We start from the raw sequence: 22,056 nt of genomic DNA, 5'->3' as shown, positions 1-22,056 counted from the left end.
GGCATGCCCATCGCCGGACGTCGTGTCGTTGTTGCGCTGGCTGCGATGGGAACGGCCGCCGCTGTGCTCACCGGCTGCGATTCCGCACCCGCGGGGCCCGTCGGCGCCAACCCGCGGCAGGTCACCGTCGTCGGGGCCGGCGAGGTGCAGGGCGTGCCCGACACCCTGACCGCCGACGTCAGCGTCGAGGCCGCCGCCGCCGACGTCACCACGGCGATGAACCAGGCCAACGACCGCCAGAATTCGGTGCTCAACGCGCTCAATGCCAGCGGGATCGACGCCAAGGACATCAGCACCACGCAGGTCAGCCTGCAACCGCAGTACAGCGACAACTCGGTGATCACCGGCTACCGGGCCAGCAACTCGATCCAGATCAAGATCCGCAAGCTCGACACCGCCTCGCAGGTGCTGGCCAACGTCGTCAACGCCGGCGGCGACGCCACCAGGATCAACTCGGTGAGCTACTCCATCGAGGACGATTCCAAGCTGGTCACCGATGCCAGGGCCCGGGCGTTCAACGACGCCAAGCAGCGCGCCGAGCAGTACGCCGGACTGTCCGGGCTGTCACTCGGCAAGGTCATCTCGATCTCGGAGGTACCCGGCGGCTCCACGCCGCCGACGCCGCCGATGCCGATGCCGCGCGGTGCGATGGCCAGTTCTGTTCCGCTGCAGCCTGGCCAGCAGACGGTGAGCTTCTCGGTGACGGGGGTCTGGGAGCTCAGCTAGTCGGCGGATGCCGCCTTGGCTTCAGCGAAACCGTCGAAATCCTCGGGCGCGTACTCGCGAGCTTCCACCAGCACCATCCAGTTGCCGGAGTTGTCCCGCATCAGCGCCTCGACGCCGTACGGCCGCTCCTCGGGCTCCTGGAGGAATTCGACGCCCTTGACTTTCAGTTGTTCGTAGGTCGCGCGGCAGTCGTCGACGGCGAGGCCGAGGCCGGGCAGACCACCGGCGGCCTGCGCGCGCTGGAAGGCCGCGATGAGGTCGTCGGACAGCGGCTTGCTCGGCGTGGTCAGATGCACCTGCAGTTCAGGCTGATTCGGGTGAACCACTGTGCACCAACGGAAGTCGGGCCCGAGCTGGAGATCCTCCTTGGCCTCGAAGCCCAGGATGTCGGTGTAGAACGCCAGCGATTCGTCGATGTCGCGGACGAAGACGGATACCAGTGAGATGTTCGTGATCATGTCCACGACGTTAGGTGGTGCCGCGCCCGCTCGGCTTCTCCTCGATTGCGCTGCCCGCGCCGGCCGGTGGGTAGCGCTCGGCGAGGCCGGCCATGAAGAGATAGCAGCCTGGGATCCGCGGGGCGCCATCGGAGTAGCGGCGGCGAAACTCGCTGGGGCTCACCCCGACCAGCTCGCGGAACCTCGTGGAGAACGACCCCAGGCTGGTGAAGCCGACCGTCATGCAGACCTCGGTGACGGTGAGATTGGTGGCGCGCAACAGATCCTGCGCGCGCTCGACCCGCCGGCGGGAAAGATGCTCGGCCGGCGACATTCCGTACGTCGCGGTGAACAGCCGCTGGAAGTGGTACTTGCTGATGCCCGCCACCGCGGCGAGCTGCTCGAGATCGAGCGGCTGGTCGTAATGCCGGTCGGCGTGATCGCGAGCCCGGCACAGATGGCGCAGTAGGTCATCCGAGGCGCGCACGGGCATGACCGTCAGTATGCGCCTCTAGATCTGGTAGACCTTCGGGTCCAGCGTGCCGATGTAGGGCAGGTCGCGATAGCGCTCGGCGTAGTCCAGCCCGTAGCCGACGACGAACTCGTTGGGAATGTCGAAGCCGACGTAGGCGATGTTGACGTCGCCGCGAACGGCGGCGTCGGGTTTGCGCAGCAGCGTGCAGACCCGAAGGGACTTGGGATGGCGGGTGGCCAGATTGCGCAGCAGCCACGACAGCGTCAGCCCGGAGTCCACGATGTCCTCGACGATCAGTACGTCACGGTCGTGGATGTCGCGGTCGAGGTCCTTGAGGATGCGGACCACACCCGATGACGAGGTCGACGTCCCGTAGGAGCTGACCGCCATGAACTCCAGCTGCGTGGGCAGCGGGATTGCCCGGGCCAGGTCGGTGACGAACATCACCGCGCCCTTGAGCACGGTCACCAGAAGCAGATCCTGGCCGTTGAGGTTATCGGCGTAATCCCGGCCGACGACCGCGGCCAGTTCGGCGGTTCGGGCCTGAATCTGCTCTTCGGACAACAGGACCGATTTGATGTCCCCGGGGTACAGCTCGTGCGCCGACACGCCCACACTGTGCCACGGCCGAGGCATAACAACCAATCTCAGACCGGCTGGCTGTACAGCATCAGCCTGCCGTCCCGGCGGGCCGCAAACAATCTTTGCTGCCGCAGATCCGAGCCGACCGCCACCCCGCCCTGTCCGTGCCAGGCGATGACCAGCGCGTCCACCGCGCGGATCTGCTTGTCGGTCAGGTTGGCCGCCCCGCCACGCAGCAGCCAGCGGCGGATCACCCGGCGCCGCACCGCGGTCGGCAGCACGGTCAGGGCGGTGACGGCGACGGTGTCGCCGTCGTCGTCGATGTGGTCCACGGCGCCCTCGGCCCATTCGTCCAAGGCATCGGTGTCCTCGCGCAGCGCGGCAGCCGTGCGCGCGAGTGCCTCGGCGACGCCGCCGCCGAGCACGTCCTCGAGCAGCGGCAGCACCTCGGTCCGCAGCCGGACCCGGGTGAACCGGGTGTCGTGGTTGTGCGGGTCGTCCCATGGGGTCAGCCCCAGCTCGGCGCACGCGTCGTGGGTGGCGGTCCGGCGCACCCCGAGCAGCGGGCGATACCAGGGCGGGTCAGCCGCGCGCATCCCGGCGATCGAGCGACCCCCCGAGCCGCGGCCCAGCCCGAGCAGCACGGTCTCGGCCTGGTCGTCGAGGGTGTGCGCCAGCAGCACCGGCGCCTCGGCGCGGGCCGCGTCCAGCGCGGCGTAGCGGGCGGTACGGGCGGCGGCCTCCGGGCCGCCGTCGGTACCGACCTGGACGCGCAACACCTGGGCGTCCACGCAGCCGAGGTCGTGGGCCTGGCGGCGGGCGGTTTCGGCAATGTCCGCAGAACCGGCCTGCAGTCCGTGGTCGACGATCAGCGCGGTGGTCGGCAGGGCCGCGGCGGCCGCAGCCGTCAGCGCCAGCGAATCCGGGCCACCGGACAGTGCCACGCACCACGCCGTGGTGCCGGGCAGGCAGTCCGTCGCGAAGCCGGCAACGACGGCCCGCAGCGCGGCTACAGCACTCGGTCGATCCACCGCTGCGGCTCTTCGATCTCGTCGGGCAGCGGCAGCGTCTGCGCGCTGGTCCATATCGTGTTGAACCGGTCCATCCCGACCCGGTCCACCACGTGGTCGACGAACTTCTTGCCGCGGGTGTACTGGCTGAGCTTGGCGTCCACGCCGAGCAGCGCCCGCAGCAGCCGCTGAAGCGGCGGCTGCTTGCGCTGGCGGCGTTGGTCGAAACGGTTGCGGATGGTCTGCACCGACGGCACGACGGCCGGGCCGACCGCGTCCATGACGTGGTCGGCATGGCCTTCGAGCAGGGTGCCCAGCACCAGCAGCTGGTCGAGCGCGGCCTGCTGCGGCTCGGATTGCACCGCCCGCATGAAGCCGAGGATGCCGGCGTCGTTGGGCCCCTGATCCCCGCCACGCCTCTTCTTGACGAAATCGGCGAGCCGCGCCGCCACCTGCGTCACATCGTCAGCGGCATCGGAGGTCAGCACCCCGAGCGCCTGCGACATATGTTGTGCCAGCCAGGGATTGGCGCTGAACTGCACCCGGTGGGTGACCTCGTGCAGGCACACCCACAGCCGGAAATCGGCGGGCGAGACACGCAGCTGGCGCTCGACGGCGATGACGTTGGGATAGACCAGCAACAGCAGGCCGTCGTTCGCGTTGTCGGTTTCGGCGAACGGGTCGTACTGGCCGAGGATGCCCGACGAGATGAACGCCAGCACAGCGCCGGTCTGAGCTCCGGTGACTCGTCCGGTGATGGCGTTGGCGGGCGTCTGCGTCCCGCCGGTCATCACCCGCATCGAGTCCGAAGCCGCGCGGACCCAGCCCTGGCGATCGACGATGCGAGCCTCGGGCACGGGAGCGTCGCCGCCCATCCGGGTGACCTCACGCACCGGGCCTTCGGCCTTGCGGGCGGCGACGGCCAGCTCGTCGATGGCCTGGTTACGGGTGTAGTCGGTGGACGCCGGGCCGGGCCGGGTCAGCCAGGCGCCGACGTTGCCGGCGAACGACCAGTCGACGGCCCGCCCGACGGTCAGCTCCGCTGAGTCGATGCGCGATCCGCCTTCGCTACTCGCTGAGTCACTCATGAACCACATCCACAGCTGCGCAGGGCGCCTGCCAACGCGTCGAGGGCCACCCGACCCATCGGGCCGGCGTCATTGGAGATGAACGCGAACGTCAGGACGCGGCCGCTGTCATCGGTGACGACCCCGGCCAGTGAGTTGATGGCGGTCAGCGAACCGGTCTTGGCGCGCAGCCAGCCCGCCGACGACGTCTTCGGATCGCCGCCGAGGAAACGATCCGACAGGGTCCCGCTGCCCCCGGCGATCGGAAGCACGTCGAGCAGCGGACGCATCGCCAGCTGGTCGGGGCCGGCGGCGGCGTTGACCACCTCGTCGAGCGTCTTGGCGGTCAGCCGGTCCAGCACCGACAACCCACTGGAGTCGAACAATGCGGCGCCGGTCATGTCGACGCCGGCGGCGGCGAGTTTGTTGGTCACCGCGTCGGCGGCTCCGGCGAAGCTGACCGGGCGGCCGGTCGCCTTGGCCACCTCACGGCCAGTCGCCTCGGCCATCACGTTGTCGGAGGCATTCATCATCTGGCGCAGCCGTTCGATCAGGGGTGCCGATTGCACCGAGGCCAGCTGCCGGCCCGTCGGCGGATTCGGGGCCATCGTCACCTTGGCCGGGTCGAGCCCAAGGGCACTGGCCAGGGCACGCCCGGCATCCAGCGCGGGAGTCCGCGACCGTGCCGAGTCGACCGTCGTCGGCTGGATGCGGCCGGCGTCGATCATCACCGACTGCATCGGGGCGATGTCACCGCCGTCGATGTCGGCGGGATCCCAGCCGGGCGCGAAATCGGGCCCGCTGTACAGGGAATCGTCGACCTGCACCGCGGTCGCGGTGACGCCGCTCTTGCGGACCTGGTCGGCGAGATCGCTGATCCGGGCCGCGCCGCGATACCAGGTCTCCTGGCCCGCTGGGGCTGCCGACAGAATCGGATCGCCACCGCCAACGAGCACGACGACTCCGGGCTTGCCGGTCTGGTCAGCGGCGACGACGGTGGTGGTGACCCGTTCGTCGCGGTTGAGTGCCAGCAACGCGGCCCCGCTGGTCAGCGTCTTGTTGGTCGACGCCGGCAGCAGCGGCACATCGGAGCGGTACTCCCAGATCTGCTTGCCGGTCTTGGCGTCGGTGACGCGGCCGGTCACGTTGCCGAGGTTCGGATCGGCGACGGGGACCGCCAACGCGGCGGTCATGCCTGCCGCCGTGGGTACCGCGGCCGAGTCCGACACCGGGATGACGCCGGGGGTGGCGGTGACGAGTGGGTGCGTCGGCGCCTGCGCTCGGCTGGTGTCACCGCCGCGGGTCAGGACAGCGGCCACCGCGACGACGGCGGCGACCAGCGCGATCACCGCCACGGCGAGCACCACGTGCGTGGAGCGCTTCATCGCTCTCCTGACTTCTGTTAGGTCTCATTGTGCCGAACCACCCTGATGCGCAGGCTATCGCTGGCGTTAGGGTTAGGCCGCGTCGCCGGGGCCGGCGGGCAGGACCAGCGGAAAAGGAGTCGCACGGTGCAGTTCGACGTCACCATCGAGATCCCGAAGGGTCAGCGCAACAAGTACGAGGTCGACCACGAATCCGGACGGATTCGCCTGGACCGCTACCTCTACACCCCGATGGCCTATCCCGCCGATTACGGCTTCATCGAGGACACCCTTGGCGAGGACGGCGACCCGCTGGACGCGCTGGTGCTGCTGCCGCTGTCGGTGTTCCCCGGTGTGTTGATCGAGGTGCGCCCGGTCGGCATGTTCAAGATGGTCGACGAGGCCGGCGGCGACGACAAGGTGCTGTGCGTGCCCGCTGGGGACAACCGCTGGGATCACATCCAGGACATCGGCGATGTGCCCAAGGACGAACTCGATTCCATCCAGCACTTCTTCACCCATTACAAGGACCTCGAGCCGGGCAAGTTCGTGAAGGGGTCCGACTGGGTCGGCCGCGCCGAGGCCGAGGCCGAGGTGGAGCGCTCCCGGGAGCGGTTCGTCCCCGGAGGACACTGAGCACCTGCACTAAGCCCCTCTGACAGAAATTAGCCTGGCTGTAACAATCAGTAACGCGGTTGTGGTTTGGCTTTTCGATGATGAGCGGGTGTTAATGCACCAGGGCATCGGTCTCGAAGCCTTCAACGAGCTGCCGGACAAGAAGGCTGTCCATGCGCTCTACGAGTGCTGCAACAGCGTGACGCTGGCCCGCGACCTGTCGGGTGGCCGCCCCTACGCCGATCACACCGCCCTGTTCCGCCGGGCCGACGCCCTGCTGTTCTCGCTGTCGGAGTGCTCGATCGACGCCATCCTGCAGGCCTATCCGCATGTCGGACGCCGGCCGGGCAGCACCAAGTCGCAGGCCGAGCAATGCTCGGTGTGGCACGAGTCCCCCGAGGTGATGGCCGAGCTCGCCTCGGCCGTCCAGGATTACGCCGCCCTGTTCGGATTCGATTTCGTCATGCACATCGGCGGTGTGGCCCGCGAGGTCTGCGCCGCGTCGGTCATCGCGGCCGTCCGCGACCGGATGCATCACGACCCGGAGACCGAACGCAAGGTCGTCTGCAACGAGCTGGCCCGGATCAACCGCAGTCGTCTCGAGCGGATGCTCGGACCCGAAGGCGGCTACGACAACTGGGGCTGATTCGTCCCGTCGGCACCTACCCCAGCGCCTAGGGTTGGCAGCCGTGACCCTGCCGATGGATCCCGAACTTCTCACCCTGATACAACCGCTGATGGCTGCGGCCGCCGCACTCGAGCCGCCCGCCATCGGCGACGTGGCCACCCGCCGCGAACGCGCCGCCCCGTTCTTCCAAGCCCTTGGCGCCATGCGGGGAACGGTCAGCGGCGTCGAGATGACCCGCCATTCCGCGACCGCCGCCGACGGCACCGAACTCGATCTCGCCTGGTACTTCCCGACGTCGGAGCCGTCCGGCGGTGCTGTTCTCTACCTGCACGGCGGCGGCATGATCTACAGCCTGGCCGAGACCCGGCCGGGCTACGACGCGGTCATGCGCACCTACGTCGCCGCCACCGGCACACCCATGCTGATGGTGGATTACCGTGTCGCGCCGGAACATCCAGACCCGACACCGGTCGAGGACTGCTATGCCGCGCTGCGCTGGCTGGCCGACAACGCGGCCGCCCTTGGTGTCGACCCGGCCCGGCTGGCGGTGGCCGGCGACAGCGCCGGCGGCGGCCTGGCCGCGGGGGTCAGCTTGCTGGCTCGCGATCGCGGCGGGCCGGCCCTGACGGCCCAGCTGCTGATCTATCCGATGCTCGACGACCACACCACCAGCCCGGATCCGCAGCTGGCGCCGGATTTACTGACGTGGACCTACGACGACAACATCACCGGCTGGGGCGCACTGCTCGGTGATCGCGCCGGCGGTGACGATGTATCGGTCTACGCCGCACCGGCACGCGCGCAGAATCTTGCCGGACTGCCACCGACCTACATCGACGTCGGCGATCTGGACATCTTCCGCGACGAGGACATCACCTATGCGGCAAGGCTTTCCGCCGCCGGGGTGCCGACCGAGCTGCACGTGCATCCCGGGTGCCCACACGCCTTTGAGGCGCTGGCGCCGACGGCTGCGGTGTCGGCCCGGGTGGTCGCCGACCGGATCCGCCGGCTTCGTTTGATCTGATCTAGCAGCGATCCGCGTCGGCGTCGCGACCGACAGCGCTTGTGGCGGTGACGAACTCGGCGATGAGCGCGGCCAGCACATCGGGGGCATCGATCATCGAGAACGTGCGGGCGTTCTCGATGTACTCCAACCGTGAGTCCGGCAGCGCATCGGCGAGCCGTTTGCCATCGGACTGGGGGAAGAACGCGTCATCGGCCGACCATGCAATCAATGCCGGCTTGGTGAACTCGGGCAATCGTGCCGCGGCGTCGAGGGTGGTCTGGGTGGTCAGCGATCCGGTGAAGCGGCGCAGATTCTCGGCGATCGCAGGGTCACGGACGGCACGATGGATCCATTCGGCGGTCAGGGCATCGAGGTTGGCGTGGGCCAGTGCACCGTATGCGCGCCGGCGGACCATCCGGGAGCGCATGGCCTGCACGGCGACCCGGAACAGCATCGGCACCTTCGCCGCGGTGATGAACGGGGCCAGGATCGGCGGCGGAAAGTGTTCGAACGCGTCGCAGCTGGTGAGAACCAGGGCCCCGAGCCGATCGGGGTGCTCGGTGGCGACCACTTGGGCTACCGCCCCGCCGGTGTCATTTCCGACCAGGACGACATCCTCGAGGCCCAGCACGTCGAGGAACTCCGCGACCATGGCCGCGACGCCCCGCATGGTCATATCGGCCGACGGATGCATCGCCTGCTGATGTGCGCCCAACGGCCAGGTCGGCACGATGCACCGCAGGCCGTCCCGGGCCAGCCGGCTGCTCAGCGGTCGCCACAGCGATCCGCCCATCGCGTAGCCGTGAATGAACACGACCGGCCTGCCGGTCGGCGGTCCTGCCGTTTCGTAATGGATGGTTCCGCCGCTGACATCTACGGTGTGCATGACAATCTCCCTTGATAGTGACAAACAAACAGACAGTCTGCATGTAAGATACCGACAGGATGCACGGAAATACAAGACATGACCGCCAGACGTACCCAAGCCCAGCGTTCCGCCACCACCCAGGACGCGTTGCGCACCGCTGCACGTGAACTCTGGGGTGAACGCGGCTACGCCGAGGTCGGGACGCCGGAGATCGCCCAACGGGCCGGAGTCACCAGGGGCGCGATGTATCACCAGTACGCCGACAAGGCGGCACTGTTCCTCGACGTGGTCGAGACCGTCGAAGCCGATGTGATGAACCGGTTGGCCGCGGCCACCCTGGCCCGGCAACCCGCGACCCCGGCGGCCGCCCTCCATGCGGCAGTGGACGCCTGGCTGGATATCAGCGCCGAGCGGGAAATCCGTCAGCTGATTCTGCTCGATGCGCCAAATGTGCTGGGCTGGGACGGCTTTCGGGACATCGCGGAGCGCTACAGCCTGGGCATGACCGAACAACTGCTGCAGGCCGCGATGGACTCCGGTGAACTCGAGACCCAACCGGCACGTCCGCTGGCGCACATCCTCATCGGGGCGCTCGATGCCGCGGCCATGACGATCGCCAATGCCGCCGATCCCGACGTCACCGGCGCCGAGGTCCGCAGGGCGCTGCACGGCATCGTCACGGGGATGCTCGCCAGCCGGCCGTGACCGTCGGGTGGTGACCACCGACCTCGGCACTTAGGCTCGTGAGGTGATCGGCGGAGTGCAGGACCCAACGCAGGCGCAGCCGCACTTCCTGTCCTTGCCCGATCTGGCTTCCCGGCCGGCGGGCGGTGCGGTGCTGTGGGCGAACGACGACCTGTTCGCCGAGCGGGAGAATCTGATCAATCCGCGACCGGCGGAGTTCCGCCCGGCCACCTTCGGGCACAAGGGCCAGATCTACGACGGCTGGGAGACCCGCCGCCGCCGCGGCGTCCGCCCCGACGACCGCGACACTGCGATCGTGCGGCTGGGGGCGCCGGCCATCGTGGGTGGCGTGGTGGTCGACACCGCGTGGTTCACCGGTAACTACCCGCCGCAGATCTCGGTCGAAGCGGCGTTCGTCGAGGGCTATCCACCGGTCGACGACCTTGTGCACCGCACCGACTGGACCACGATCGTCGAGCGCACCGGAGTCAACGGCAATACCCGAAACCCGTTCACGGTCGCCTCAACTCGGCGTTGGACACATGTGCGGCTGTCGATATATCCCGACGGCGGTGTGGCGCGCTTCCGAGTGCACGGCCAGGGGTTGCTCGACCCGCGACTGGCCGACGGTCTGCCGATGGACCTCGCCGCCCTGGAGAACGGCGGCCGGGTTACGGCCTGTTCCAACATGTTCTACTCCTCGCCCAACAACCTGCTGCTGCCAGGAACGGCACGCACCATGGGCGACGGGTGGGAGACTTCACGGCGCCGCGACGACGGCAATGACTGGGTACAGGTGCAGTTGGCCGGCCAGGGTCTGCCGACCGCAGTCGAGCTGGACACGTCGTACTTCCTCGGCAATGCCCCAGGAGCTGCCAGGTTGATGGGCCGCGACGGCGCAGGGGAATGGTTCGAGCTACTGGAAACCACTCCGCTGCAACCCGACACCAGGCACCGCTTCCTGCTGAATGTCCAACGGCCGGTCACCGATGCGCGTCTCGACGTCTATCCCGACGGAGGCATGGCGCGGCTCCGGCTGTTCGGCCGGCTGACCGACGACGGGCTGCGCAACGTTCAGGAAAGGTGGGCGGTCAGCGCCTGACCTGACATGAGCTATCCGAGAGACATGGTCGGCTACGGCCGCACGCCGCCGCACCCGCACTGGCCGGGAGATGCAGCCATCGCGGTGCAGTTCGTACTGAATTACGAAGAGGGCGCGGAGAATTCGATTCTCGACGGCGACCCGGCCTCGGAGACGTTCTTGTCCGAGATGACCCCCGCAGAGGCCTTCCCCGACCGGCACATGAGCATGGAGTCGCTCTACGAGTACGGGTCCCGCGCCGGGCTGTGGCGGGTACTTCGGGTGTTCGAGCGGCGCGGCATTCCACTGACCATCTTCGCGGTAGCCCTTGCCATGCAACGAAACCCGGAGGCGGTGGCCGCATTCGGTGAACTCGGCCACGAGATCGCGTGCCACGGCCTGCGATGGAAGTCCTACCAACACGTCGATCGGGACACCGAGCGCGCGCACATGGCCGAGGCCGTGCGCATCCTCAACGAACTCACCGGGGCCGCACCGCTGGGCTGGTACACCGGCCGCGACTCACCCCACACCCGCGAGCTCGTCATCGAACACGGCGGCTTCGTCTACGACTCCGACTCCTACGCTGACGACCTGCCGTACTGGGTGCGGGTACGCGATCAGAACCATCTGGTAGTGCCCTACGCCCTCGATACCAACGACATGCGGTTCACCTCTGCCGCAGGGTTTTCCAACGGCGACGAATTCTTTGCGCATCTTCGCGATGCGTTCGATGTTCTTTATGCGGAGGGCAGAGCGGGCGCCCCGAAGATGCTCTCGGTCGGCTTGCACTGCCGGGTGGTGGGGCGTCCAGGGCGCACGGCCGCGCTCGAACGGTTCTGTGACCACGTCCAATCCCACGACGGAGTCTGGATCGCCCGGCGTATCGAGATCGCCCAGCACTGGCGCGAGATTCACCCCGCCGGAGAGGCTCCCGTCGAATAGCGTTTGACCGGCGGCGTTGCGTACTCCCCTCGTTTCGACGTACGCAAACCCATCGTCACCAACGACTGCACCGTCAGCGTTGCGGCGCTCACCCCATCCACCACCGGCACGCCCAGCTCGGCCGAAATCTCCCCGCACATATCGGCCATCCCCGCGCAACCCAGCACGATCGCATCAGAGTGATCGACCTCGAGTGCCTCGCGGCATGCCTCGGTGATGACCTTGCGGGCGTTCGGGTCGGTATCGAGGTCAAGCACCGGTATCTCGCAGGCGTGGATGCCGCGGCAGAACCGCTGCATGCCATAACGTTCCGCGAGATGTGCCGACTGCCCGATGGTCCGCGCCAGGGTGGTGACGATGCTGAAGCCACGGCCGAGGTGGCTGGCGGCCTGCATCGCCGCCTCCGCAATGCCGATGACCGGCCCGGCCGCAACTTCGCGGGCGGCGTCAAGGCCCGGGTCTCCGAAACAGGCGATCACGTAGCCGTCGACGCCTTCTCGCTCGCCCCGTTCAACGGCCCGCAACAAGCCGGGCACCGACAACGCCTCGTCGTAGTGGCTTTCGATCGACTCCGGCCCGATCTCGGAGGTGACGCCGCTGACGAACACGTCTGGCCCGGCCACCGCCGCAGCGCATTTCGCAATCGTGTCGGTCATCGCTTGGGTGGTGTTGGGATTGATCACCCAGATCCGCATCATGGAAGCGGGGCGACGGCCAGCTTGGTGCGCGTCGCGAGCACGTAGTAGATCGCCAGTCCCAGCCCGCAGCCGATGAACCAGCTGTACTGCGCGGCGGTGTGCATGCCGGGCACACTACCGGCCAGCACGGGGATCACCGCGACCACCGCTGAGACCGCGGTGGCGATAACGGCCGCCGGGTTGTAACCCTTTTTGTACCAGTAAGTTCCGTCTTCGGCCATGGTGAACAGGTCGTCGACGATCACCTTCTGCTTGTGGATCAGGTAGTAGTGGCCGATGAGCACACCGAACAGCGGGCCGATGAATGCGCCGAGGATCTCCAGTGTGTAGTGGATGACCTCCGGGTTGTTGTACAGGTTCCACGGCGTGATCAGCACCGAACCGACCGCGGCGATCATGCCGCCGGCACGCCAGCTGATCCGCTGGGGGCTGACGTTGGAGAAGTCGAATGCGGGCGAGATGAAGTTCGCAACGATGTTGATGCCGATCGTGGCGATGGTGAAGGTCAACGCGCCCAGCACAATTGCGAATGTCGAGTCGATCTTCGCCACCGTCGTCACCGGATCGGTGATCAGCTCGCCGAACACCGGAACCGTGAGCGATGCGGTGACGACCACCAGGATCGAGAACACCAGGAAGTTCACCGGAAGGCCGAGGAAGTTGCCCCGCTTCACCGCGTCGAATGATTTACCGTAGCGGGCGAAGTCGCCGAAGTTCAGCATCGGTCCGGAGAAGTAGGACACCACCAAGGCGATCGCACCTAGCATCACTGGAATCGAATTGAAGCCGGTGTATTTCACGTCGCCAAGGTTGAGATCGATGGCACCCCAGCCCGCTTTGTAGATGAGGAAGCCACACAGCAGGAACATCACCACGTAGACCGCGGGGCCACAGAAGTCGATGAATTTGCGGATGGACTCCATACCGCGCCAGAAGACGCACGCCTGCACGACCCACAACAGAAGGAAGCTGCCCCAGCCGAGCAGCGGCAGGCCGGCGAATCCGTAATTGTTGACGTCGGCGTAGGGTGCGAGCCCGGGAAACAGCTTGAGCAGCACGACATCCAGTGCCGCCGACGCCAGGTAGGTCTGAATGCCGTACCACGCCACCGCAATCAGACCGCGGATGATGGCAGGGATATTCGCGCCAAGCACACCGAAGACGCTGCGGCAGATCACCGGATACGGCACGCCGGTGGCCTGGCTGGGCTTGGCCACCAGGTTGCAGAAGAAGTTGACGATCACGATGCCGATCAGCAACGCGATGAGCACCTGCCAGCTGGCGAGGCCGAGCGCGAACAGGCTGCCCGCGGTGACGTAGCCGCCGACGCTGTGTACGTCGGACATCCAGAACGCGAAGATGTTGTAGGAACTCCAGCTCTGCTTGCGCAGCGGAGCCAGGTCCTCGTTGGTCAGTCGCGGGTCGTAGCCCGGTTTGATCAGTCCGCCGCCGACTGGGTGACCGGCGGCTTCGACGATGTCGCCCGCGCCGACAAGGGCGCCGGGCGGCAGTTCTTTGGCACTCTTGGAGGTGTCGATGTCGGTCATGGCCGGACGTTATCGACGGCGCGTTTCCCCCGTATTTCCTCCGAAATTCCTGGCTATTGCGCCGAAGATATATCCGCCGACAGCAGGAGCCCGGTGTCGGTGGGCAAGGTGGCGATGACGGTGTTGAGGCGTTGGGCGTGGAGCTCGGCGATCGTGAGCAGTTGCTCGACATCGCCGGCGAGGAATGCATCGACCATCTGACGATGGTCGACATGCAGCGCGGCGCGATCCGACGGTGCGACGTGAACCATCGATTGCACGGGTTCGGTCATGTTCCACGCCGATTCGAGCATGTGCAGCAGACGGAACATTCTTGACGGACGGGTGAGCGCGAGGTGGAAGTGCCTGCTCTGGCGGTGATACGTAAGGGGATCGTCGTTGTCGATCGCCTGCTGCAGAAGGTCGTTCGCCGCCACGATGGCCGCCCGATCAGCATCGGTGGCATTGGCCACCGCAGAGGCCAACGACGCTGCCTCCAAAGTCTCACGCACGATGTACATTTCGCGCAGTTCCTGGACAGTGAGCTGAGCAACGGTGTACCCCGAGTTGGACCGGTGCGCGACCAGCCCCTCCCCGATCAGTGTTTTCAGCGATTCCCGCACCGGAATCTGGCTGACCCCGAACAGATCTGCCACCTCCGCCAAGGGAATCGGCGTGCCCGGCAGCGTGGCCCCGTCGAGGATCACCCGGCGCAGTTCGTCGAGGATGGCCTGCTGCGGACTGCCCGGCCGGTCGACCACCAGCCTGTCGACCAGCGCCGAACGTCGTCGCAGCATCCGGTCACGGTAGGTGCGGTTTGTTTCGACGGTGCTACGACTGTCAAACGCCGAAACCGACATTTCGCCGCCAAGTTGCGAGAAGCCCTCGCAATTTCGTCGATTTCGACGCGCCGTTCGTCCGCTGGAGGCCTGCGCATTGGCGCCGAGATCGACGTTTTGCAGATTTCCACTCGCATTTCTTCTGCCAAACGTCGGTTTGGGCGCAGAAGACACGAAGAGCTAGTTACCAGCTGCCCACTGCTTGGCTTGCTCGAGCTCGTCGAGGCCGAACACCGCGAGTTCACCGGGCACCAGCCAGCCCACCAGGTGAATGGTGTGGACCACCCACTCCTTGTCACTGACCACCGCTACGCGCTTGAAGGCGGCATGGCGGGTGAACAGCGTGCCGAGCCCGAGTTTGAGATCTTCGACCAGACCGCCAGGGCCGAATCCCTGGTAATCGGAGTTGATGACCTCGACGATTCTGATGTCCTCGCCGGACTTCAGCAGGTCGTCCATGGTGGGCTTGAATGCCTTCAGGTCTTCACCACTCACCCGGCCCGATACCCGGATGCCGGCGACGCCCTCAGGCATGTCCGCAAGTACTTCGATCATTCGTCCCAGCGTAGAACTGGTTCGGCTCAGGCGGCCCGGATCCGCAATCGGTCCTGGATACGGCTCAGGGTGGCATGTGCCTGCGGACCCAAGTCGTCGGGTCCGACCGGGATCAGCGTGACCCCGTCGGCCACGCCGGCGACAACGAGGTCGGCGACCAGCCCGGCCAGTCCGTCGACGGTTCCGGCGTAGTGCACACCCGCATCGTCCTCGCGATCGGAGATCGCGGCGAGCGCGGTGCGCGGGTCGTCGGCAACCGACACGGCCAGGTCAAGCACAACGGCGACGTCGGCGGGCAGCCTGCGGCGGCGTCGGGCAGCCTCCTGCAGGTTCGGGGCGCTCAGCCGCACCACCGGACGCCCACCTTCGGTCAACTCGGTCCAGGCACCACCGGTCTCGGCGATGAACACCCGCAACTCCGGCATGTCGGCCACGCTATCGACACGAGATAGCACCGGCAACGGTTGCACTCAGGCGGACGCGAACGGAATGGAATGGGACAGGCTCAGCGTTTGTCGACTATCTGGGTCTTGATCAGGCTGGCAACCATCGTCAGGAACAGCGTCAACACGATGACGGCCAGGCTCAGCAGCGTGGGAATCTCCGGGACGTGGATGCCTTCGCCGCCGTTGATGAACGGCAGCTCGTTCTCGTGCAGCGCGTGCAGCACCAGCTTGACGCCGATGAAGAACAGGATGAAGGCCAGACCCTGCGACAGGTAGACCAAGCGGTTGAGGAGATCGCCGAGGAGGAAGTACAGCTGGCGTAACCCCATCAGCGCGAACAGGTTTGCCGTGAACACGATGTAGGGCTCGCGGGTAAGGCCGTAGATCGCCGGGATGGAGTCCAGCGCGAACAACAGGTCGGTGGTGCCCAGCGAGACGATGACCAGAAACATCGGGGTCATCAGCCGCCTGTTGTTCTCCTTGACATAGAGCTTCAGGCCGTCCCATGTGTCGGTGGTCGGGAAGTATTTCCTGGCCAGCCGCACCACGGTGTTCTCGGCATCGTCGTCGTGGTCGGTATCGCGAACCAGGCGGATCGCGGTGTACACCAGGAACGCGCCGAAAACGTAGAAAATCCACGAAAACTGGTTGATGGCAACGGCACCCAGCGCGATGAAGATGCCGCGGAAGATCAGAGCAAGGACGATGCCGACGAGCAGTGCCTGCTGTTGATAGACCTTCGGCACCTTGAAGCTGGCCATGATGATGATGAAGATGAACAGGTTGTCCACCGACAGGCTGTATTCGGTGAGCCAGCCGGCATAGAACTCGAGGCCGAGCTGCGCGCCGTGGAAGTTCCACACCCAGAGGCCGAACGCCAGCGCCAGGCCGACGTAGAACGACAGATAGATGCCGCATTCACGCATCGTGGGTTCGTGTGGGCGGCGGGCGATGACGATGATGTCGAACAGCAGCACGGCCACCGTCACACCGATGGTGATCAACCATTCGAGCGGGGACACATTCACTGGCGATAACCTCCGGGCGTCAAAAAACGTCCGAGGTCTCTTCCGCCGCCGAAGCGACCCGCGGTACCGGACGGCCAGCGTTGACCGCCGTGGTGACGACACCGCGACGAAGGAATACTCCCCTCTTCCCACGCAGTCTGTCAGGTGGATGCGTGGTCCAGCAAACCGGGCCGACCGCAGGCCGCGTCCGGCACCGCGATGTCAACCATGCGGCCTAGGATCCAGTGTCGTGGCGATGCCGGAGATTCCCCCGCAGTACCTGTTGTCCGAGCAGGCGCCGCCGCCACGCACCCTCATCGACATCCTCTACGAGACCGCCAATCGGTACCCGGAGGCGGCGGCCATCGATGACGGAACAGTGCAGCTCACCTATGCCGAGCTGATCGCCGACATCGAGGAAAGCGTCGAATGGCTGGCGGCGCGCGGTATCGGTCGCGGCGACCGGATCGGCATCCGGATGCCGTCGGGCAGTTACGCCCTGTACGTCGCGATCCTGTCCACGCTGGCCGCCGGCGCCGCCTACGTCCCGGTGGACGCCGACGACCCCGACGAGCGGGCCGAGCTGGTGTTCGGCGAGGCCGGTGTGGTCGCGATCATCACCGCGGCGGGCCTGATCCGCGGACCGGGCGCCTCGCGCGGCTGGCGCGCCACCGCTCCGCTGGGCCGCGACGACGCGTGGATCATCTTCACGTCCGGATCGACCGGCACCCCCAAGGGTGTCGCGGTGACGCACCGCAGCGCCGCGGCCTTCGTTGACGCCGAAGCGCGAATGTTCTTGCAGCGCAACCCGATCAGCCCTGGCGATCGTGTACTGGCGGGTCTGTCGGTGGCGTTCGACGCCTCCTGTGAGGAGATGTGGCTGGCCTGGCGCTACGGTGCGTGCCTGGTGCCCGCCCCGCGCGCGCTGGTGCGCAGCGGCATGGACCTCGGGCCGTGGCTGGTGTCACGGGATATCACCGTGGTGTCCACGGTGCCCACCCTGGCGTCGCTGTGGCCGGCCGAGGCGCTGGAAGCGGTGCGGCTGTTGATCTTCGGCGGCGAGGCCTGCCCGCCAGAACTGGCCGAGCGGCTGGCGGTCGAGGGCCGCGAGGTGTGGAACACCTACGGACCGACCGAGGCAACGGTGGTGGCAAGTGCGGCTCGGCTTGACGGTCGCAGCGCGGTGAGTATCGGGCGTCCGCTGCCCGGGTGGGACTTGGCCGTAGTCGACAAAGAGGATGCGCCGGTCGGCCTTGGCGAGGTCGGCGAGCTGGTGATCGGCGGCGTCGGTCTGGCCCGCTACCTGGATCCGGAGAAGGACGCCGAGAAGTACGCGCCGATGCCGTCCCTGGGGTGGGCGCGGGCCTATCGCAGCGGTGACCTGGTCCGGCTGGAGAGCGACGGCCTGTATTTCCAGGGCCGCGCCGACGATCAGGTCAAGGTCGGCGGCCGCCGCATCGAGCTCGGCGAAGTCGACTCCGCGCTGGTGAACCTGCCGGGTGTCAGCGGCGGTGCCGCGGCGGTCCGGCGCACCGCCAGTGGTACCCCGATGCTGGTCGGCTATATCGCGAGCGCAGACCCGAATTTTGACCTCACCGCCGCTCGCACCCACCTCACCGAGAGCCTGCCCGCCGCCCTGGTGCCGCGCCTGGTGCTGCTCGAGGAGCTGCCCACCCGGACCTCGGGCAAGGTCGACCGCAACGCGCTGCCCTGGCCGCCACCGGGCTACCAGGACTCCGAACCTGATCTCGGTGGCACCATGGGCTGGCTGGCCGGCCTGTGGCGCGACGTCCTTGGCGCGGTGGTCGAGGGGCCGGAAGCGGACTTCTTCGCCCTCGGCGGCGGCTCGCTCTCGGCCGCGCAGCTGGTGGCGGCATTACGGGCGCGCTACCCGCAGCTGACCGTGGCCCAGCTCTACGACCACCCCCGGCTCGGGTCACTTGCCGAGTTCCTCGAAGAGCTGACCCCGCCGCCCGCGGTCACGCCGCGCGACGTCAAGCCCACCCCGGTGTCGACGCAGGCCGCTCAGGTGCTGTTGTCGGTGCCGCTGGCGACCCTCACCGGGCTTCAGTGGGTGACCTGGCTGGCGCTGACCAACAACATCGCCGCGGCCGTGCAACCGTTGCCCTGGCTGGTGAGCATCAACTGGTGGTTGTTGGCGGTGGCCTTCGTCTTGTTCATCACCCCGATCGGCCGGATGGGCATCGCCGTGCTGGGGGCGCGGATGTTGTTGTCCGGCCTCGAGCAGGGCACGTACCGCCGCGGCGGATCCGAGCACCTGCGGGTGTGGCTGGCCGAACGGCTCGGCGACGCCAGCGGCGCGGAGAACCTCGCGGGTGCGCCGTGGCTGGTGTACTACGCACGGGCGCTGGGTAACAAGGTCGGCAAAGGCGTGGACCTGCACTCGGCGCCTCCGGTGACCGGGATGTTGCAGCTCGGCCACCGGGTTTCCATCGAACCGGAGGTCGATCTGACCGGGCATTGGATCGACGGCGACCTCTTCCACGTCGGCCCCATCACCGTCGGCAACGACGCGTCCATCGGGGCCCGCACGACCCTGTTCCCCGGCGCTGTCATCGGCAAGAACGCCGATGTGGCGCCGGGTTCCGGCGTCCTCGGCAAGGTCAAGAACGGGCAGTACTGGAAGGGTTCTCCGGCGGTGAAATCGGGCAAGGCCCGCCATCCGTGGCCCGAACACCGGCCCGCGCGGGCCGCGCACTGGGTGGCGATGTACGGAGTGACGTCGGTGCTGCTCGGCGCGGTGCCGCTGGTGGCGCTGGGTGTCGGTCTGGCGGTGCTGGTGTGGCCCGCCCGGCACAGCGCCACGCTCACGTCGGCGATCGGGGCAGCCGCGCCGTGGATTCCGGTGGCCGCTCTGGTGTCGCTCGTCGTCTATGCCGCCGTCACGGTGCTTGGCGTGCGAATGCTGGCCATCGGCCTTGGCGAGGGCTACCACCCGGTGCGCAGCCGGGTGGGTTGGCAGCTGTGGGCCACCGAACGCCTGATGGACGCCGCCCGCAACTACCTCTTTCCGCTTTACGCCAGCCTGCTCACCCCGTGGTGGTTGCGGCTTCTCGGCGCGAAAGTCGGTCGCAACACCGAGATCTCCACCGCGCTGCTGACGCCGAAGTTCACCGTCGTCGAAGACGGTGCGTTCCTGGCCGACGACACCATGGTCGCCTCCTACGAGCTCGGCGGCGGCTGGATCCACGTGGCGAAGGCCACCGTCGGCAAGCGCGCGTTCCTCGGCAACTCCGGTATCACCCAACCCGGCCGGCGGGTGCCCGACGACGGTCTGGTTGCCGTGCTCTCGGCCGCACCCCATAAGGCCAAGGCCGGTTCGTCGTGGCTGGGCAGCCCACCAATCCGGTTGCGCCGCAACGCCGACCAGGCCGACGCCTCGCTGACCTACAGTCCGCCGGTGCGGCTGAAGATCATGCGGGCAGGCGTCGAAACCTGCCGGCTGATCCCGGTGATCGTCACCTTCGCCATCGGGGTCGCGGTGCTGGCCGCACTCCAGGGGCTGGCGTTGAAGTTCGGCTACGGCTGGGCCGCGCTTGGCGGCGGCATCGTGCTGCTGACGGCAGGTGCGGTCGCGGGTGGCATCGCGGTTGGCGCGAAATGGCTTGTGGTGGGCCGAATCCGGGCCGGTGAGCAACCATTGTGGTCGTCGTTCGTGTGGCGCAACGAAGTGTCGGACACGTTCGTCGAGACGGTGGCAGGCCCGTGGTTCGCCCGCGCCGCCAGCGGTACCCCGGTCATGAACCTGTGGCTTCGCGCGCTGGGGGCCAAGATCGGCCGCGGCGTGTGGTGCGAGACGTACTGGCTGCCCGAAGCCGACCTGGTGACACTGCAGCGTGCCAGCACCGTCAACCGCGGTTGCGTGGTGCAGACGCATCTGTTCCACGATCGGATCATGCGGATGGACACCGTCGTGCTCAACGAGGGCGCCACCCTCGGACCGCACTGCGTGGCGTTGCCTGCCGCCAGGCTCGGGTCCGGCGCCACCGTCGGACCGGCGTCGCTGGTGATGCGCGGGGACGAGGTGCCGCCGTCGACTCGTTGGCAAGGTAATCCCATTGCCCCCTGGGTGATTTCGCGCAAGAAGCCAAGGGACGAGAAGCCCACGCGTGAACGCCAGGGCAGCGCCGCGTGAAACATCCCGCCAAGAAGGCCGCCAAAAAAGGCGGCCCGCCCGTCATCGACCCGTACCTGCCGAACAACGGCAACTTCGGTTACCGGGTGTCGCGCTACGAGCTGGAGCTGGAATACAAGGTCGCCATCAACCGGCTCACCGGCACCGCCACCATCACCGCCGCGACGCTGGCGTCGCTGAAGACCTTCACCCTGGACCTGTCCGATGCACTGTCGGTGACGAAGGTGACAGTCAACGGCCGCCGGCCGGCCCAGTTCAGCACCTCGAACGGAAAGCTGCACATCACGCTGTCCGCACCGCTACCGGCAGGCGCGGCGATGTCCATCAGCGTGCGCTACGGCGGGTCTCCCCGACCGATCCGAAGTCATTGGGGTGGAGTCGGTTTCGAGGAGCTGTCCAATGGTGCGCTGGTCGCCGGGCAGCCGAATGGGGCGGCGTCGTGGTTCCCCTGCGACGACCATCCCAGCGCCAAGGCCAGCTATCGCATCCAGATCAGCACCGACAGCCCGTATCGCGCGGTGGCCAACGGCGAGCTGGTGTCGCGCCGGGTCCGCGCCGCGCACACCGTGTGGACCTACGAACAGCCGGAGCCGACCTCGACGTACCTGGTGACGTTGCAGGTCGGGATGTACGGCGCCCACAAGATGCCCAAGGCCCAGGTACCGATGCAGGCGGTATTGCCAGATCGGTTGCGCACCAACTTCGCCCACGACTTCGGTCGCCAGCCGCAGATGATGAAGTTGTTCATCAAGTTGTTCGGGCCCTACCCGCTGAGCAACGGCTACACCGTTGTGGTGACCGACGACGATCTTGAAATACCCTTGGAAGCCCAGGGTATTTCGATCTTCGGCGCCAACCACTGCGACGGCAAGCGCAGCTCCGAACGGCTGATCGCCCACGAACTGGCACACCAATGGTTCGGCAACAGCGTCACCGTGCGGCGCTGGCGCGATATCTGGCTGCACGAGGGATTCGCCTGCTACGCCGAATGGTTGTGGTCGGAGAACTCCGGCGGGCACACCGCCGACCATTGGGCGCGCCACTACTACGCCAAGCTGGCGCACTCGCCGCACAATCTGTTGCTCTCTGACCCCGGGCCACGGGACATGTTCGACGACCGGGTCTACAAGCGCGGCGCGCTCACGCTGCACGTGCTGCGGACCACCATCGGTGACGAGAAATTCTTTGCGCTGCTGCAGGATTGGACCGCTCGCCACAAGCACAGCACCGTGGTGACCGACGATTTCACCGGCCTTGCCGCCAACTACGCCGAGGTGTCACTGCGTCCGCTGTGGGACGGCTGGCTGTACTCGACCGAGGTTCCTCGGCTGTGACCGACGC

At 67.2% G+C, this 22,056-nt stretch carries 22 protein-coding genes; 9 read left to right on the top strand and 13 right to left on the bottom strand.

What is annotated here, in order from left to right; all coding sequences use genetic code 11:
• The first annotated feature begins 3 nt into the window (after nt 1-3).
• A complete protein-coding gene (locus SLQ31_RS03360; protein WP_319429646.1) occupies nt 4-726 on the top strand; it encodes an SIMPL domain-containing protein in 723 nt (240 codons plus the stop codon).
• Here SLQ31_RS03360 and SLQ31_RS03355 read toward each other — a convergent pair.
• The 6 genes from SLQ31_RS03355 to dacB are packed head-to-tail and all read right to left on the bottom strand — an operon-like array spanning nt 723 to nt 5,682.
• Nucleotides 723-1,184, bottom strand: coding sequence for a VOC family protein (locus SLQ31_RS03355; RefSeq protein ID WP_319429644.1), 462 nt, complete (start codon nt 1,182-1,184; stop codon nt 723-725). The two genes, SLQ31_RS03360 and SLQ31_RS03355, sit on opposite strands and share 4 nt — an antisense overlap.
• A 10-nt stretch (nt 1,185-1,194) precedes the next feature.
• The gene (locus tag SLQ31_RS03350) at nt 1,195-1,656 is read right to left on the bottom strand and encodes an AraC family transcriptional regulator (RefSeq protein ID WP_319429642.1); all 462 of its coding nucleotides are present in this window, start codon (nt 1,654-1,656) and stop codon (nt 1,195-1,197) included.
• A gap of 18 nt (nt 1,657-1,674) precedes the next feature.
• Nucleotides 1,675-2,274 (bottom strand): hypoxanthine phosphoribosyltransferase, encoded by a 600-nt coding sequence (gene hpt / locus SLQ31_RS03345; RefSeq protein WP_319429640.1) that lies wholly within the window; start codon nt 2,272-2,274, stop codon nt 1,675-1,677.
• An 11-nt stretch (nt 2,275-2,285) separates the two neighbouring features.
• Nucleotides 2,286-3,251, bottom strand: coding sequence for a tRNA lysidine(34) synthetase TilS (tilS, locus tag SLQ31_RS03340; RefSeq protein ID WP_319429639.1), 966 nt, complete (start codon nt 3,249-3,251; stop codon nt 2,286-2,288).
• Nucleotides 3,230-4,318, bottom strand: coding sequence for a zinc-dependent metalloprotease (locus SLQ31_RS03335; protein ID WP_319429637.1), 1,089 nt, complete (start codon nt 4,316-4,318; stop codon nt 3,230-3,232). The genes tilS and SLQ31_RS03335 overlap by 22 nt, the downstream gene beginning before the upstream one ends.
• Nucleotides 4,315-5,682: a D-alanyl-D-alanine carboxypeptidase/D-alanyl-D-alanine-endopeptidase gene (gene dacB / locus SLQ31_RS03330; RefSeq protein WP_319429636.1), complete on the bottom strand. Its 1,368-nt coding sequence runs from the start codon at nt 5,680-5,682 to the stop codon at nt 4,315-4,317. Before dacB ends, SLQ31_RS03335 begins: the two co-directional genes overlap by 4 nt.
• Before the next feature lie 126 nt (nt 5,683-5,808).
• Here dacB and SLQ31_RS03325 point away from each other — a divergent pair, with 126 nt between their 5' ends.
• The 3 genes from SLQ31_RS03325 to SLQ31_RS03315 all read left to right on the top strand — a co-directional run bounded on the left by SLQ31_RS03325 (nt 5,809) and on the right by SLQ31_RS03315 (nt 7,928).
• Nucleotides 5,809-6,297 (top strand): inorganic diphosphatase, encoded by a 489-nt coding sequence (locus SLQ31_RS03325; protein ID WP_319429635.1) that lies wholly within the window; start codon nt 5,809-5,811, stop codon nt 6,295-6,297.
• A 94-nt stretch (nt 6,298-6,391) separates the two neighbouring features.
• Nucleotides 6,392-6,922, top strand: coding sequence for a 2-oxo-4-hydroxy-4-carboxy-5-ureidoimidazoline decarboxylase (locus tag SLQ31_RS03320; RefSeq protein WP_319432813.1), 531 nt, complete (start codon nt 6,392-6,394; stop codon nt 6,920-6,922).
• A gap of 43 nt (nt 6,923-6,965) precedes the next feature.
• The gene (locus tag SLQ31_RS03315) at nt 6,966-7,928 is read left to right on the top strand and encodes an alpha/beta hydrolase (RefSeq protein WP_319429634.1); all 963 of its coding nucleotides are present in this window, start codon (nt 6,966-6,968) and stop codon (nt 7,926-7,928) included.
• A gap of 1 nt (nt 7,929) precedes the next feature.
• Here SLQ31_RS03315 and SLQ31_RS03310 read toward each other — a convergent pair whose 3' ends face one another.
• Nucleotides 7,930-8,796: an alpha/beta hydrolase gene (locus SLQ31_RS03310; protein WP_319429633.1), complete on the bottom strand. Its 867-nt coding sequence runs from the start codon at nt 8,794-8,796 to the stop codon at nt 7,930-7,932.
• A gap of 78 nt (nt 8,797-8,874) precedes the next feature.
• On the opposite strand from SLQ31_RS03310, the gene SLQ31_RS03305 reads away from it, so the two are divergent.
• From SLQ31_RS03305 to puuE, 3 genes are read left to right on the top strand one after another with little or no spacing between them, the layout of a single operon-like run.
• Nucleotides 8,875-9,483, top strand: coding sequence for a helix-turn-helix domain-containing protein (locus SLQ31_RS03305; protein ID WP_319429632.1), 609 nt, complete (start codon nt 8,875-8,877; stop codon nt 9,481-9,483).
• 46 nt (nt 9,484-9,529) lie between these two features.
• Nucleotides 9,530-10,564, top strand: coding sequence for an allantoicase (alc, locus tag SLQ31_RS03300; protein WP_413641871.1), 1,035 nt, complete (start codon nt 9,530-9,532; stop codon nt 10,562-10,564).
• A gap of 6 nt (nt 10,565-10,570) precedes the next feature.
• Nucleotides 10,571-11,488, top strand: a complete 918-nt coding sequence (gene puuE, locus SLQ31_RS03295) for an allantoinase PuuE (RefSeq protein ID WP_319429631.1) — start codon at nt 10,571-10,573, stop codon at nt 11,486-11,488.
• Here puuE and SLQ31_RS03290 read toward each other — a convergent pair.
• The 6 genes from SLQ31_RS03290 to SLQ31_RS03265 all read right to left on the bottom strand — a co-directional run bounded on the left by SLQ31_RS03290 (nt 11,458) and on the right by SLQ31_RS03265 (nt 16,580).
• Nucleotides 11,458-12,186 carry an aspartate/glutamate racemase family protein gene (locus SLQ31_RS03290; protein ID WP_319429630.1) on the bottom strand — a complete coding sequence of 243 codons (729 nt, stop codon included), beginning with the start codon at nt 12,184-12,186 and terminating at the stop codon, nt 11,458-11,460. The two genes, puuE and SLQ31_RS03290, sit on opposite strands and share 31 nt — an antisense overlap.
• On the bottom strand, nt 12,183-13,733 hold the full coding sequence (locus tag SLQ31_RS03285; RefSeq protein WP_319429628.1) for an NCS1 family nucleobase:cation symporter-1: 1,551 nt from the start codon (nt 13,731-13,733) through the stop codon (nt 12,183-12,185). Before SLQ31_RS03285 ends, SLQ31_RS03290 begins: the two co-directional genes overlap by 4 nt.
• A 53-nt stretch (nt 13,734-13,786) precedes the next feature.
• Nucleotides 13,787-14,509 carry a GntR family transcriptional regulator gene (locus SLQ31_RS03280; protein ID WP_319429626.1) on the bottom strand — a complete coding sequence of 241 codons (723 nt, stop codon included), beginning with the start codon at nt 14,507-14,509 and terminating at the stop codon, nt 13,787-13,789.
• A gap of 222 nt (nt 14,510-14,731) precedes the next feature.
• Nucleotides 14,732-15,106, bottom strand: a complete 375-nt coding sequence (locus SLQ31_RS03275; RefSeq protein WP_319429624.1) for an STAS/SEC14 domain-containing protein — start codon at nt 15,104-15,106, stop codon at nt 14,732-14,734.
• 26 nt (nt 15,107-15,132) lie between these two features.
• The gene (locus SLQ31_RS03270) at nt 15,133-15,531 is read right to left on the bottom strand and encodes a hypothetical protein (RefSeq protein ID WP_319429622.1); all 399 of its coding nucleotides are present in this window, start codon (nt 15,529-15,531) and stop codon (nt 15,133-15,135) included.
• A gap of 80 nt (nt 15,532-15,611) precedes the next feature.
• Nucleotides 15,612-16,580 (bottom strand): TerC family protein, encoded by a 969-nt coding sequence (locus SLQ31_RS03265; protein ID WP_319429620.1) that lies wholly within the window; start codon nt 16,578-16,580, stop codon nt 15,612-15,614.
• Between the two features lie 235 nt (nt 16,581-16,815).
• Here SLQ31_RS03265 and SLQ31_RS03260 point away from each other — a divergent pair, with 235 nt between their 5' ends.
• Together SLQ31_RS03260 and SLQ31_RS03255 are read left to right on the top strand one after the other, a co-directional pair.
• Nucleotides 16,816-20,715 carry a Pls/PosA family non-ribosomal peptide synthetase gene (locus tag SLQ31_RS03260; RefSeq protein ID WP_319432809.1) on the top strand — a complete coding sequence of 1,300 codons (3,900 nt, stop codon included), beginning with the start codon at nt 16,816-16,818 and terminating at the stop codon, nt 20,713-20,715.
• Nucleotides 20,712-22,049 (top strand): M1 family metallopeptidase, encoded by a 1,338-nt coding sequence (locus SLQ31_RS03255; RefSeq protein WP_319429618.1) that lies wholly within the window; start codon nt 20,712-20,714, stop codon nt 22,047-22,049. Before SLQ31_RS03260 ends, SLQ31_RS03255 begins: the two co-directional genes overlap by 4 nt.
• Nucleotides 22,050-22,056: the final 7 nt, after the last annotated feature.

Source organism: Mycobacterium sp. RTGN5 (genome assembly GCF_033804465.1).
GTDB lineage: Bacteria > Actinomycetota > Actinomycetes > Mycobacteriales > Mycobacteriaceae > Mycobacterium.
This window is presented reverse-complemented; position numbering and strand designations above follow the sequence as displayed.

Coding starts and splice junctions, on each gene's coding strand:
- SLQ31_RS03270 (WP_319429622.1), bottom strand. CDS start 15,531: ATGCCGGAGTTGCGGGTGTTCATCGCCGAGACCGGTGGTGCCTGGACC.
- SLQ31_RS03275 (WP_319429624.1), bottom strand. CDS start 15,106: ATGATCGAAGTACTTGCGGACATGCCTGAGGGCGTCGCCGGCATCCGG.
- SLQ31_RS03320 (WP_319432813.1), top strand. CDS start 6,392: ATGCACCAGGGCATCGGTCTCGAAGCCTTCAACGAGCTGCCGGACAAG.
- SLQ31_RS03350 (WP_319429642.1), bottom strand. CDS start 1,656: ATGCCCGTGCGCGCCTCGGATGACCTACTGCGCCATCTGTGCCGGGCT.
- SLQ31_RS03290 (WP_319429630.1), bottom strand. CDS start 12,186: ATGATGCGGATCTGGGTGATCAATCCCAACACCACCCAAGCGATGACC.
- SLQ31_RS03305 (WP_319429632.1), top strand. CDS start 8,875: ATGACCGCCAGACGTACCCAAGCCCAGCGTTCCGCCACCACCCAGGAC.
- SLQ31_RS03260 (WP_319432809.1), top strand. CDS start 16,816: ATGCCGGAGATTCCCCCGCAGTACCTGTTGTCCGAGCAGGCGCCGCCG.
- SLQ31_RS03285 (WP_319429628.1), bottom strand. CDS start 13,733: ATGACCGACATCGACACCTCCAAGAGTGCCAAAGAACTGCCGCCCGGC.
- SLQ31_RS03280 (WP_319429626.1), bottom strand. CDS start 14,509: ATGCTGCGACGACGTTCGGCGCTGGTCGACAGGCTGGTGGTCGACCGG.
- SLQ31_RS03335 (WP_319429637.1), bottom strand. CDS start 4,318: ATGAGTGACTCAGCGAGTAGCGAAGGCGGATCGCGCATCGACTCAGCG.
- SLQ31_RS03355 (WP_319429644.1), bottom strand. CDS start 1,184: ATGATCACGAACATCTCACTGGTATCCGTCTTCGTCCGCGACATCGAC.
- SLQ31_RS03310 (WP_319429633.1), bottom strand. CDS start 8,796: ATGCACACCGTAGATGTCAGCGGCGGAACCATCCATTACGAAACGGCA.
- puuE (WP_319429631.1), top strand. CDS start 10,571: ATGAGCTATCCGAGAGACATGGTCGGCTACGGCCGCACGCCGCCGCAC.
- dacB (WP_319429636.1), bottom strand. CDS start 5,682: ATGAAGCGCTCCACGCACGTGGTGCTCGCCGTGGCGGTGATCGCGCTG.
- hpt (WP_319429640.1), bottom strand. CDS start 2,274: ATGCCTCGGCCGTGGCACAGTGTGGGCGTGTCGGCGCACGAGCTGTAC.
- SLQ31_RS03360 (WP_319429646.1), top strand. CDS start 4: ATGCCCATCGCCGGACGTCGTGTCGTTGTTGCGCTGGCTGCGATGGGA.